This is a genomic window from Desulfobacula toluolica Tol2 (assembly GCF_000307105.1).
In the GTDB taxonomy this organism is placed as follows: domain Bacteria; phylum Desulfobacterota; class Desulfobacteria; order Desulfobacterales; family Desulfobacteraceae; genus Desulfobacula; species Desulfobacula toluolica.
In genome coordinates, this window is record NC_018645.1 from 4,460,409 (window position 1) to 4,472,987 (window position 12,579).

A 12,579-nucleotide genomic window follows, 5' to 3' on the forward strand; every position below is an offset into this window, starting at 1 on the left:
TGTTAATTTAATGAGGGGTGAATATGGAAAAAAGAACGATTCTTGTTATTGAAGATAATGCCTTCAACATGAAGCTGGTTGGTAGCCTTCTGAAAATAGGTGGTTACAAAATTATTGAAGCATGGACTGCAGAAGAGGGACTTGAGTTGATCAGAAAGCATGTTCCTGACTTGATCCTTATGGATATTCAACTGCCCGGCATGGACGGGCTTACGGCTACCAGAGAAATACAAAACGATCCAAAAATCCAGAACATTCCGGTTCTGGCTCTAACCGCCTATGCCATGAAAAGCGATGAAAAAAGAGTTCTGGATGCAGGTTGTGTGGGATATATCAGCAAACCCCTTGATACGAGGACTTTTCTAAACACGCTTCAATCACATCTGCCACCAGGTACAGATGAAAGGAAACAAGATCCCCGGAAGCAAAAAACTGATCCAAAGTTGAAGGACAGTGGTGAAGAAATTTTTTTCAAAAACAGAATACTCATTGTTGACGATAATCCTCTGAATGTGAAACTACTCAAGGCAAAGCTTTCCGGGGATACCTTTGACACCATTGAAGCCTTAAGTGGTCAAGAATGCCTGGATAAGGTCAAAAAAGAATATCCAGACCTTATTCTTTTGGATTTGATGATGCCTGGGATCAATGGCTTTGAAGTGACCCGGATATTAAAAAAAGACAAGAATACCAGAGACATTCCAATCATTCATGTAACGGCCCTGGACAGCAGTCGTGACAAGGCTATGGCCCTTGAGGCCGGGGCGGATGAGTTCTTGAACAAACCGATCAATACAAAGGAACTTTTAACCAGAATCCGTTCCCTGCTGCGGCTCAAGAAATACCAGGAACAACTCAAAACGCGCAGGGAGTCGGAATCTCACTTTATTCCCTCTGAAACATCAGACCTTGAGCTTGAAACAATATGCTTCAAGCCAACTATCCTCATCGCCGACACCAGCGAACAAGACGTGGAGTTTTTGAAAAAAAATCTCAATGCATTTTGCGACAGAATCATAATCACAGGAAGCGGTAAGAAAGCCGTACTCATTGCTGAAAGCGAGCAAATTGATATTGTGCTGCTGGATATTCCCTTGTCGGATATGGATGGGCATGAGGTCTGCAAGCAATTAAAAAAAATGGACAGGACAAGGAATATTCAGGTGATCACCATCACATCCATGGCAGATCTGGAGACCAAGATAAAAAGCATTGAACTTGGTACGGACGATTACCTGATCAAACCGGTTAATGAACTGGAATTTAAGGCACGCATCAAATCTTTTATCAAAAAAAAGGTGTATCTGGATATGCTGGTCTCCAAATATAAAAATGCCTTTAAATCAGCGATTACAGATCAATTAACCGCCCTTTACAACCATGCTTTTTTTAAACATTACCTTGAACTTGAACTGGGGTGTCTAAAAAACCGCGTATTAGCCCATTTTTTTTGCTCGGTTTTTGGGCCTCTTATTCGGGTTAATATCGTGGTACATTGTTAGGATCATGGAAAGCCGCTTTAAAATCATCTTCACCGAGCAGATCCCTGCATTCTTCGCATTCTTGCCATTTTCCGGAATGCCCGTCATTGTAATGGAAATAGCAAACGCTGTATTGCTCATGGTGATATTGACAATACCCTCCACCTTCGATGGAAACATAAGAAGTGTCGCAGCAAATCCATTGATCACAACATTTAGTTTTCACAAGAGGAACCGAATCATTACCGCAAAATCTGCAATATTCACCTGGGATCGTTTTAGCTTTCAATCTATCATGTGTCATTAGAGATCCTTCTCTATTTTCATTAACCCAATATCTAACCGCACAATAGCAAACCCCACTGAATGACTCAAGATTGTTGTAAAATTCCTTTTGCGCCTTATGTTTTCTGTTTTTTCAACTGAAATCGGTTTTTTTATGAGTAAAATTTCAAAATTAAAAAAAGTAGATCGGCCTGGAAAGGGAAAGCAGTTGATCGAAATCAAACGATTAAGTATCAAAAAGCTGAACTGAAACGCATTAGAAACGATCGAGACAAATACAAGTTTCAATTTCGAAAGACCAGGCAGCAGCTGGTTGAAGAGCGCAAAAAAGCCACCTTGCCTGCCAAGGAAAAGAAAGAATTGCTGATTTATATTTCATTGAGCCTATTCCTGATCGGTCGTATTGGATTCAGAGCCATATCCAGGGTGCTTGGCGTATTAGCCCCATATTTTGGAATTGACGGCAAAGTTCCTTGCCCTCAAACGATCATCAACTGGCTCACTCGCTATTCATTGTCAAAAATTTGGACTTACAGTGGTCTGCCTTCAGTTTCTTTTGAGAAAAACAAATTTGTAAACGGTGCCATCTGGATCATAGATACTTCTATCGCCTTGGGTGTCGGTAAAATTCTTGCTGTTCTCGAACTTAACATCAATCATCATGCCACCAATGAGAGCGCGCCTGCCCTTAAAAACATAAATTGTGTTGCCATTTCTGTGGCTTCCTCATGGACTGGAAAATCCATTGCGGATTTTTTACAACAGGTGATCCATATTACGGGAAAGCCTGCGGCATATTTAAAAGACGGTGGATTGGATTTGAAAAAAGGTGTCAGACTTCTGAAGGAAAGAGGGCTGTATAGTCATTCCATCGATGATGTCTCTCATGTCGTTGCCAATCTGCTGAAAAAAGAATACAATAGGCATCCTTCTTATGATGGCTTTATCTCTGCATGCGGTCAAGCCTCAAAAAAAATGAAACAGACGGATCTTGGCTGTCTGGTTCCTCCAAAAGTATCGACAAAAGCCCGATTCATGAATATTCATCGACTGGTGAAATGGGCTGAAATGATTCTTCAACACTCCCCACGAGGGCGAACATCAGAGGGATCTGTCATTGCAAAGCTTAGAAATTCCATCGGTAAGCTTTCTGAACACAGGCCGTTTATCAAGCGATTCCTCCGTGATGCCCGTCCGCTTTTAGAAAGCCAGAAAATCCTTAAACATCGAGGGCTGAATTTCGAGACATACAAAGAGTGCAAAGCGATGTTACAATCTATTCCCCAGAGATCTCAGGTATCTATCGGCTTTATGACCTGGATGGAAAATCAACTGATCGTCGCATCATCATTGGGATTGAACAATATCGGGATGCCCATTTGTTCCGATAATATTGAATCCCTGTTTGGCCTTGGTAAAACCCATGGCGTCGGCGAAGTAAAAGACGCCAACAGAATCGCACTGCGCTTGCCAGCTTTTTGTGGAACCTTACCTGAAGACGCAGCAAAGATGGTCATGAGAGTGACTGTAAAGGAACAACAGGAAATTGAAAAAAAACTGTTGTCTTTAACCCGGCAACGCCGGGAAATTTTACCGAACCCCGGAAGTATGACAGCGGTTTTTTCTTCTGAAAAGAGATGCTATTTATCTCTTTTGCCGGTACCTAAAAACGGTGAAAAAACAGAAAATATAATTGATATTACAGCGAGTTGTGGAAAATTTATTGGTCACATGAAATCTATCCCAGACAATACAAATAATTCAGACGTCACGTCTCAAATCAGATCTGTAATCGCTTGAGAATGGCTTGCCTGGTCATTATTGATCGAAAACGTATGTGCGATCAGCGTGTTGAAATGCATGAGTTACAGGTGGATAGATTACCTGCAACTCAAGCAGGTTCAATGGAGGGCCAAATTATGAGCAAACTAAACAGGAAGATTTAGACGTCCCAAACTTGAACTGTCCAAATCCATGCGACAAAAACATTTTTTAACCCTGTTGATAATTGATATCGACGATTTTAAAAAAATCAATGACTGCTACGGCCATCAGCAGGGAGATCGAATATTACGTGAAGTCGCCGACGTCATCCAGTTCAATGTCAGGGAGATTGATGTCTGTGCAAGGTATGGCGGAGAAGAATTCGCAGTTGTCCTGCCATATGCAGACAGACGCATAGGTGGTATGATTGCAGAAAGGCTCAGGAAAAGCATCTCACAGATTAAAGGAAATTTCCATGGAACAACCGGTATCACAAAGGTTACGGTGAGCATCGGGGTAGCGGTCGGCCCCCATGATATCCTTGATATTCATGGCCTCATTCACAAAGCCGACATGGCCATGTATCAGGCTAAAAAAGATGGAAAAAACAGGATTTCATACAGCAACGTGCATTAAGATATATATGCCGTCCTGTTGATTTTTAAAGTTTTCATTTAATTAATCAATGGAAATACCAGTCCATATCTGATATTGAATACGCTTACAAATTAAGAGAAGCAAAGCGTATGATAAAATGCAAATTTTAGACCTTACACTGGATCAGTTGACCGGCAGATTGAATCAGACCTTCGGCAAAGGACGCTTTCATGCCACAGCCCTCTACCGGGAAATTTTTAAATCCGGAAACCCTAATTTTTTTGAGTCAAAAGAGTTTACCTCCTCTCCCGCCTTTACAAGACAACTTAAACACAAGATAAACCTCACACCCGGACAGGTTGTTGAAACCTTTAAGGAAAACAATCTGACCAAATTTATCACAAAGCTTTCAGATGGAGAAAAAATAGAATCCGTAATTATTCCCATGACAAATCATCAGACTCTTTGTGTTTCCAGTCAGGTGGGGTGTAAAATGGGATGCCGGTTTTGCGAAACCGGCAGAATGGGCTTTAAAAGAAATCTTAAGATTTTTGAGATTACAGGCCAGTTGTTCAATGCAAGATTCACCTTAAAAGAGAAAATAAAAAATATTGTTTTTATGGGCATGGGCGAGCCTTTTGACAATTTTGACCCTGTAATACAGGCGATTCGAATAATGAATGAACAAAAAGGCTTTGACATTGCCCTGCGCCATATCACCGTATCCACATCCGGCCTGATAAACGGCATTGAAAAGCTTGCCGGCATGGATATGCCGGGCTTACGACTTGCAATATCCATCAATGCCGCTGATGATAAAACCCGCTCCTGGTTGATGCCGGTCAATAAAACCATACCCCTGATCTCCCTTAAAAAGGCGTTACAATCATTTCCACTGACCAAAAGAGGGTGTTTTCTATTTGAATATATTTTAATTAAAGGTTTAAATGATTCTCAAAAGGATGCTATAAGATTGGCTGATTATATTAAACCTTTGCCTGTAAGATTGAACCTCATTCCCTGTAATCCTGTAAACGGGTTTAATTATGAATCACCTTGTGACGCGGATATGCACAAATTTGCTCAAACCTTGACAAACAAGGGTATATTTGTGATTAAACGATGGACCAGAGGTCAATCCGTTGCAGCAGGTTGCGGGCAATTGGGGCAAAAATGTTAATTGGAGATGCATTTGTACAAAATATCTGTCGAAACAAACAGGGTTTGGCTTAGGTAGTTTATGAATTATATGGAAGAAAAAACCAAGGCAGGGGAATACCTGAGACTGGCATTAAATTATATTACAAAACACAATCTGCCTGCCACCCCGGTAAACTATGCGGTCTGGTACGAGTATGTATCCGGTAAAAATATAAAACTCAAAAAAGCCATTGATCACTCACTTAAAAATGCCGGCCCGATTAATAACGTCAAAGTAGAAGGCCTTTATCAAAAATATGTGGTAGATGGAGATAGGATTGTCATCAGCAATCTGTTAACCAAGATTTCTCTGATGCTCAAAGATATTTCCAACCATGTCTCCGAAACCAAGGAGGATCTTGCCGAAAACGGCAAGAGCCTGAACGAGTTAGCGGTTAAGATAAATGATGCCAAAAATTTTAATGAAATAAGATGTATTGTTGACCAGATGCTGGCTGAAACCAAAGGACTCCTCCAATCAGGCAAAAGACTTCAAACCAGGATGAGAATATCTTCTGAAGATTTAAAGCAATTGCAACAGGAATTGGAAAAATCCCAGCAGGAAGCACAGACAGACGCTTTAACCGGATTGATTAACAGGAGAGGGCTTGAAAAAAAGCTTGAGATAGAAAGAATCAGGGCCAAACAAAATGATTTGCCTTTTTCCATTATTATGGTGGATATTGATTATTTCAAACGGGTGAATGACACCTTTGGGCATCTTGTAGGAGACAGTCTTTTGAGAGGTATTGCCCAGATTCTGAAAACTCATTTGAGACAAAACGACATTGCTGCCAGATACGGGGGAGAGGAGTTTTTAATAATTTTACCTGAAACAGGAATCAAAGGTGCAACAACCGTGGCTAAAAAAATTCAAAAAACTCTGGCCACAAAGGAGTGGAAGCTCAGAAAATCCGGTGAAACCATGGGAAAAATTACGGTTTCCATGGGAATTTCCCTGTACCGGATGAATGAACCGGAAGCAAGTCTTATAAAACGGGCGGATGATGCACTTTTCATAGCTAAAAACAAAGGTCGAGATCAGATTGTTATCCAGAAAGAACAGGAAGAGTTTTAAATCTATTATGACACCCAGAAGCGAATTTTCATCCGGCACAACAGCATCCATTATTGTATTGTGCATCATATTCGGTGGCAATCCAGTGGCTATTAAACTCAGCCTGGCAGGATTCGGACCGTTTACCAATGCAGGTATTAGGTTTGCCATTGCTGCGGCAGTTGTTTTTTTGTGGGCTGTTTTTACCCGGCAACCCCTGAAAATAAAAAAAAACCTGTGGGTTTCAACCTTTGCCGTGGGAATGATTCTGACCACCCAGATGTCTTTGTTTTACTTTGGCATGAGCAAAACCAATGCCTCTCACGGTGTTCTGATCGCCAACCTTCTACCCTTTATAGTGCTTGTTTTATCCCATTTTTTTATTCCGGGGGAAAACATCACACCCCAAAAAATAATAGGTATGCTGATGGGATTTTTCGGCGTCTTTTTGATATTGACGGACAAAGAAGGGCTTTCGTCAGGTTGTCAGACAGGGGATCTGATAGTCCTGGCTGCTGTTTTCATGTGGGCCTGCCGCATCATTTTCACCAAAAGGGTGATCCAAGATTTCGAACCCTTTCACCTGGTAATCTATCCGTTCATATTTGCCGCACCGATTTTTCTGGCCGGCGGGATATTTTTAGATCCGAACATGATCATTCGCCTTGACCGGACAATACTGGGCGCTTTGTTATATCAAAGCGTTGTCATCGCCTCTCTGGGTTTTGTGGCCTGGAATACACTATTGAAAAAACACGGGGCATCTTCACTGCATTCCTTTATCTTTGTGATGCCCATTGCCGGGGTGTGTTTTGGCTGGTTGATCTTAGGAGAGCCGTTGACAGTTCACCTTCTGTCTGCGTTGGCATTGGTGACTGCCGGCTTGCTGGTTTTTCACCTCAAATTACCGGCCACAGCTTAAAGCTGTATGCCGAAAAGCGCTGGTGCAGCAATCTCATATACTTTATTTTAATTTTGAAAAAAAGGAAACGTCCGTTATAGTGGGGACATGAAATATAGTGAGGACATGAAATATAGTGGGGACATGAAAATAATTTTTACCGGCAAATCAATAAAATCCTTTCTGTTTTTGCTTGTTCTGGTGTTATTGTCTGCAGCAAATGTCAGTTCAGAACAATCAAATGCTAAAATGGTTATGGTTCAGGCAGTTATGTGTGAATCCATTGAAACTTTTCAACCGGTGAACCCGGCTGTGGTCTTTTCAATATCCCAGGGTGAGGTTTTTTGTTTTTCAAAATTTGATCCCGTGTTTGAAAAAACTTATATTTTTCACCACTGGTACAAAAAAGACAAGCTGATCTTCACCATGAAACTCACCCTTTCTCCACCAAAATGGTCCTCTTTCAGCAGGATACAAATCCGGGATGAAGATAAGGGACCCTGGCGCGTCGAAATACGGGATATCAATGATACCCTGTTGCAAACATTAAGATTCAGTATGGCAGACTGATTAACAATGGAACCTCTTTTTTATCTGTTCTCCGGGTTTCGCTGGCAGGATGCATTAGACATCCTGTTAAACAGCTATGTTTTATTTCGGCTTTATGTGCTTTTCAGAGGAACCAATGTTATCAGGGCTCTGCTGACTATTTGTGTTCTCTGGGTGGCAGGTCAAGCCGCTGTCTCCCTTGGTCTGATCATAACAAACTGGGCCATGCAGGGTATTATCACCGTGGCCGCTTTGGTTATCATCATTGTTTTTCGAAATGAAATATCCAGCGTTTTTCAGACCAAAGACCTGAAATCATTTTTATGGGGAATCCCCCGGCATCAATTTCATACCCCTTTGAACATAATTGCCGACAGTGTCTGGGCACTGGCCCAAAAAAAAATCGGGGCCCTGATCGTGCTGCCCTTAAAGCAAGGGCTTGCCAGTGTTGTTCAAGGAGGAATTTCCCTGGATGGCAAGCTGTCGCAGGAACTGCTGGTGAGTGCTTTCTGGCCTGACAATCCGATACACGACGGAGCCATTGTCATACAAGGGGACCGGATCATCAGTGCAGGTGTGATACTTCCATTGTCAAAAAGAAAAGATCTGCCCTCTTTTTTCGGAACCCGGCACAGGGCTGCATCCGGTTTAACAGAACTTACGGATGCCCTGGTTATAGTTGTGTCTGAAGAACGGGGCAAGGTAACATTGTTCAAAGAAAATCAAGTCTATGATATCCGCAATCGTCTGGCGCTTGAAAAATTGCTTCAGGATCATGCAGGAGATGATTCAACAAAAAAAGGTGTCCGGCATCAGACCATAGAACTGATTACAGCCGGATTAATAAGTCTTTTCTGCATTACCGGAATATGGCTCAGCTTTTCAAGAGGAATGGAAACCCTTGCCACACATGAAATCCCGGTTGAATTTATAAATCCGGATCAGAAAATGGAAATTATCTCTTCTTCTGCATCCAATATTAAGCTTTTGATCAGTGGTGCAAAACCTTTAATCAATGCCATCAAGCCTGAACAGATTAATATCAAACTGAACCTGTCCCAGTCTGTGGTAGGGGTTAACAAGCTGTCCGTCACCAAGGCAAACATACTGCTTCCGCCGGGGATAAGGCTGAAAAAAATAGAGCCGTCAGAACTGGATATAACTCTGGATACCCTGATTAAAAAAGAACTTCCCATACAGCCGAACTGGATGGGAAAATTGCCTATGGGTGTTGTCATGAAAGAGGCAAAGGCAATACCTAAAACCGTTCGGGTAATCGGCGGGAGTCTTGCTTTAAAAGATATTTCCACCATTTTCACAAAACAAATATCATTGGACAATCTCACTGAATCCGGTACTGCTACTGTCGATCTGGTCCTGAACCCTGCATCACTTAAGCTGGAAAACAAAAATAAAATTCAAATTCATTATCTTATCTCAAAGAAGCCGGTTTTATAACAAATGCCACGGGCAGATCTGGTATTTCATTTAAAATTTGCCCACAACAAAGATTAAAAGTCTCTGTATGTTTTTTCAAGACTTTCATATTTTCAGTGCATTTAAAGCCGTTCCTTAATTCACACCAACCATGCCTGGCAGGAATCCAGGTGAGAATCCTTTTGATAAAAGCCGGTGTTTAAACTTTGCAACATTGGTTTTTTTCTTCAACAGCGACAAATAGATACCTGCATTGGAGATATCCCCCAGCAACACAAACCCGACTATTTTATCTGCTGTTATATATATTTTGCGCAAGATATTTTCGGTTTTATATTCAAAAACCTCTTCTGCTTTCTGGTTTCCGACGACAATAATTTTGAACCCCAGTTCTTTTAAAGAATTAATGTTTATGGGCCGTTCATATTCACGTTCCATTCCCAATATATTGCAGGCCGCTGTTTGTGCATGATCCATTGCAACAGGGTACAGGCCATGTATTTTTCTTTTCCCGGAAAGAAGATCAATGGTTTGGGCAACATCCCCGCAGGCATAGATATAAGGGTATCGGGTCCGCAATTTTTCATCCACAACAATCCCCTGATCATACTCAATATCAGTATCTTTGATAAAATCGATATTTGGCTTGACCCCGGTGGCTGCAATGTAAATATCAGCAGTTAATGTTTTCCCATTGGATGTTAAAAGGCCGTCCACGGATTCGTTGCCTACAAACTCCTTGCCCTCGGTATTCAACAAAACCTCAACCCCCTGTGCCCTAAGATCTTTTTCAACATATCCGGCGGTTTCAACATCCAGCAAACGGGGCATGATCCAACCTCGCCTGTTCAGCAGGGTGGGCTTGATTCCGATTTTAGCCAAACACAAGGCGATCTCAACTCCGATAAATCCTCCGCCCAGGACAACAGCGGTTTTATCCTCTTGGGAGATTCTTTTTATTTGATCAGCTCCGTCCAAAGTTTTGAAATTATAAATCCCCTTTTTATCCGCTCCCTTGACCGGGGCGTATAACGAAGACCCGGAAGCGATAACCAGGTGATCAAAATCAAAAATCTCATTGTTTTGCGTTTTAAGTTGTTTTTCTTCCGGCATGACCTGAACGATTTTTTCCCCGGGCCTTTGCTTGACATTGTATGTTTTAAAAAAATCATCCTCATGCCGGAACAAGCCTTCCTTGTTTCCGGTAATCAAATAGTCGCCAAGTGCCGGGGGAGAATAAGGGGGAACATTTTCCGCTGAAAACATTGTAATTTCGGCATCTGAGTCATGCCGCCTCAGGGTACTGACAACGCCTGTTCCTGCGGGCCCCATTCCTATGATTGCTATTTTCATAATGAATTCCTGTTTTTGATTGGGTTCCCGCCTTTGCGGGAACCGTTACGCCTCTTATATGTTCAAAGCCTTTCTTTTGTTTTCTATATGATCGCATATCAATTGTGCGGCCGCAACCGGGTCGGGTTCCACTGCAAAGGCGGCATGAACAACATCATTTAAACCGCTTGCAACCAGGTTGATCACATTTTGACTGCCGAATATCTTGGGAGGTATGCCCAGTACTGTAAATACCCCGGAGGATACAAAATAGGAACCAATGGAAATAGCCTTCTGGGAATACCATTCAGGCGCAGCACCCGCCAAAGGCAACTGGTCAATCCCAACTCCCAGGATGTTTGCCAGTTCAGCCGCCAGCACAAGTATCCTGGAACAGTCCACACATGATCCCATATGAAGCACCGGTGGAATTCCCAGGGATTTGCACACCTCTTTTAAGCCTTCCCCTGCCAGTTCCGCAGCTTCCGGCAGCAGCAGCCCCGCCTTTCCCGAAGCAATGGCGGCGCATCCTGTTTCAACCACCAGGATGTTGTTTTTAATCAATGCCTTTGCAAGCTCAATATGGCCGTAGTCGTGTTTGATTTTGGGATTGTTGCACCCCACAATACCCACAGCACCCCTGATCTTTCCGCTTGCAATCACATCCACAAGGGGTTTGAGACTGCCGCCCAATGCTTTTTTGATCGCCTCAACTGAAAAACCAGCCACCATTTTTACAGGTTCAGCCGGAATTTTAACCCGGTCCTGGTTTCTGTTGGGATAATTTTCAATGGCAAGTTTTAGAATCTTGTTTGCCGTATCAAAGGCTGTTTCAGGATGCAATTCCATGTGAACCGCGCCGGAAACTTTTGATTTTTCACTTGTTGAAATAATTTTTGAATGAAAGCAGCCTGCTGTCTGCGCAATGGAAGGAAATATGCACTGATAATCCACAACCATAACCTCAACCGCTCCCGTGGCCAGTGCCAGCTCCTGGTCCAGCATGTTTCCGGCAATGGGAACCCCTTTTCTCATGAGCAGTTCATTGCCAGTGCAGCAGATTCCGGCAAGGTTGATTCCGCTTGCACCCTTTTCCCGGGCCAGTTTTTTCATCTCAGGATCTTGTGCAGCTTTGACCAGCATCTCGGACAGGATGGGATTGTGGCCATGGAGGATCACATTTACCATATCCTTTTTCAAGGTTCCAAGGTTTACATGGGAGGAATTTATTTCAGGCGTGCCGAACAAAATGTCGGAAACCTCGGTGGCCATCATTGAACCGCCCCATCCGTCCGACAACGAGGTTCTTAATCCATGCAAAAGCACATTGGCATAATTTGCCCCAACCCCCATGTGTATGCGGTGCATGGATTCAACAATCTCTCTGTCCACACTCCTGGGGGATATGCCGGCAGCTTTCCATATTTCCCTGGTCTTGTCCGGCGCACGGTCAATAAATTTGATGGAATTTTTGATGGTGCCGAACTCTTCGAGCAATGCCAGGGCAACATCCTTGCCAATCTCATTGTTATCTTTGTTTTTTGTTTCCACCCCAAGCTCGGCAGCAATATGGTTTAATTTTTTCGTATCCTGAATATCATATCCCTGGGCCTGCCCAACAGATGTTTTATAAAGGGTCTCGAGTATCTCTCGCCCATGATCAGAATGGGCTGCAGCCCCTGTGGAAAGATCATCCAGAAAATTTCTGGCAACAATAAGGTCGGCATCTGCTCCGCAAACACCTTTTTCAGGGCCTTCTTCAAACGGATCAATCCTGCAAGGCCCCAATGTACAACGGTTACAGCAAACACCTGTCTGCCCGAATCCGCATTGGGGCTGCTGGATTTCCAGCCGGTCCCAGGCAGTTTCAATTCCTTCTTCCAGAGCCATCTCCATAACAGGCTTTGCAGCCTCGACAATCGTTCGTTCTTCAACTTTATGTTTAATGGTTTTAAAATCCACTCTTTTCATTTTTT

11 protein-coding genes are annotated in these 12,579 nt (G+C 42.8%); 8 read left to right on the forward strand and 3 right to left on the reverse strand.

Annotated features, from left to right (window positions below; all coding sequences use genetic code 11):
* Positions 1–23: 23 nt before the first annotated feature.
* Positions 24–1,502 (forward strand): response regulator, encoded by a 1,479-nt coding sequence (locus tag TOL2_RS20240; protein WP_014959141.1) that lies wholly within the window; start codon positions 24–26, stop codon positions 1,500–1,502.
* Here the strand turns inward: TOL2_RS20240 and TOL2_RS24410 are convergent.
* Complete coding sequence (locus TOL2_RS24410; RefSeq protein WP_014955645.1) at positions 1,480–1,785, reverse strand: hypothetical protein; 306 nt, start codon at positions 1,783–1,785, stop codon at positions 1,480–1,482. The genes TOL2_RS20240 and TOL2_RS24410 overlap by 23 nt on opposite strands.
* Positions 1,786–2,126: 341 nt before the next feature.
* On the opposite strand from TOL2_RS24410, the gene TOL2_RS20245 reads away from it, so the two are divergent.
* The 7 genes from TOL2_RS20245 to TOL2_RS20275 all read left to right on the forward strand — a co-directional run bounded on the left by TOL2_RS20245 (position 2,127) and on the right by TOL2_RS20275 (position 9,292).
* Positions 2,127–3,566: a hypothetical protein gene (locus tag TOL2_RS20245; RefSeq protein WP_193787649.1), complete on the forward strand. Its 1,440-nt coding sequence runs from the start codon at positions 2,127–2,129 to the stop codon at positions 3,564–3,566.
* Positions 3,567–3,728: 162 nt separating this feature from the next.
* Complete coding sequence (locus TOL2_RS20250; RefSeq protein ID WP_269764208.1) at positions 3,729–4,166, forward strand: GGDEF domain-containing protein; 438 nt, start codon at positions 3,729–3,731, stop codon at positions 4,164–4,166.
* A gap of 118 nt (positions 4,167–4,284) precedes the next feature.
* Positions 4,285–5,307 (forward strand): 23S rRNA (adenine(2503)-C(2))-methyltransferase RlmN, encoded by a 1,023-nt coding sequence (rlmN, locus tag TOL2_RS20255; protein WP_014959143.1) that lies wholly within the window; start codon positions 4,285–4,287, stop codon positions 5,305–5,307.
* A gap of 60 nt (positions 5,308–5,367) precedes the next feature.
* Positions 5,368–6,405 carry a GGDEF domain-containing protein gene (locus TOL2_RS20260; protein ID WP_014959144.1) on the forward strand — a complete coding sequence of 346 codons (1,038 nt, stop codon included), beginning with the start codon at positions 5,368–5,370 and terminating at the stop codon, positions 6,403–6,405.
* Positions 6,406–6,412: 7 nt separating this feature from the next.
* A complete protein-coding gene (locus TOL2_RS20265) occupies positions 6,413–7,306 on the forward strand; it encodes a DMT family transporter (RefSeq protein ID WP_148278160.1) in 894 nt (297 codons plus the stop codon).
* Between the two features lie 87 nt (positions 7,307–7,393).
* Positions 7,394–7,855, forward strand: coding sequence for a DUF2914 domain-containing protein (locus TOL2_RS20270; protein WP_232507980.1), 462 nt, complete (start codon positions 7,394–7,396; stop codon positions 7,853–7,855).
* A gap of 6 nt (positions 7,856–7,861) precedes the next feature.
* On the forward strand, positions 7,862–9,292 hold the full coding sequence (locus TOL2_RS20275) for a diadenylate cyclase (protein WP_014959147.1): 1,431 nt from the start codon (positions 7,862–7,864) through the stop codon (positions 9,290–9,292).
* 114 nt (positions 9,293–9,406) lie between these two features.
* Here the strand turns inward: TOL2_RS20275 and TOL2_RS20280 are convergent, their stop codons facing one another.
* Together TOL2_RS20280 and cooS are read right to left on the reverse strand one after the other, a co-directional pair.
* Positions 9,407–10,624, reverse strand: coding sequence for an NAD(P)/FAD-dependent oxidoreductase (locus tag TOL2_RS20280; protein WP_014959148.1), 1,218 nt, complete (start codon positions 10,622–10,624; stop codon positions 9,407–9,409).
* Positions 10,625–10,678: 54 nt separating this feature from the next.
* Positions 10,679–12,574 (reverse strand): anaerobic carbon-monoxide dehydrogenase catalytic subunit, encoded by a 1,896-nt coding sequence (gene cooS, locus TOL2_RS20285; protein WP_014959149.1) that lies wholly within the window; start codon positions 12,572–12,574, stop codon positions 10,679–10,681.
* Positions 12,575–12,579: the final 5 nt, after the last annotated feature.

Bases quoted from the DNA above. Each gene is read 5' to 3' on its own strand.
- TOL2_RS20275 (WP_014959147.1), top strand. From the start codon at position 7,862: ATGGAACCTCTTTTTTATCTGTTCTCCGGGTTTCGCTGGCAGGATGCA.
- TOL2_RS24410 (WP_014955645.1), bottom strand. From the start codon at position 1,785: ATGACACATGATAGATTGAAAGCTAAAACGATCCCAGGTGAATATTGC.
- TOL2_RS20265 (WP_148278160.1), top strand. From the start codon at position 6,413: ATGACACCCAGAAGCGAATTTTCATCCGGCACAACAGCATCCATTATT.
- cooS (WP_014959149.1), bottom strand. From the start codon at position 12,574: ATGAAAAGAGTGGATTTTAAAACCATTAAACATAAAGTTGAAGAACGA.
- TOL2_RS20260 (WP_014959144.1), top strand. From the start codon at position 5,368: ATGAATTATATGGAAGAAAAAACCAAGGCAGGGGAATACCTGAGACTG.
- TOL2_RS20280 (WP_014959148.1), bottom strand. From the start codon at position 10,624: ATGAAAATAGCAATCATAGGAATGGGGCCCGCAGGAACAGGCGTTGTC.
- rlmN (WP_014959143.1), top strand. From the start codon at position 4,285: ATGCAAATTTTAGACCTTACACTGGATCAGTTGACCGGCAGATTGAAT.
- TOL2_RS20270 (WP_232507980.1), top strand. From the start codon at position 7,394: ATGAAATATAGTGAGGACATGAAATATAGTGGGGACATGAAAATAATT.
- TOL2_RS20240 (WP_014959141.1), top strand. From the start codon at position 24: ATGGAAAAAAGAACGATTCTTGTTATTGAAGATAATGCCTTCAACATG.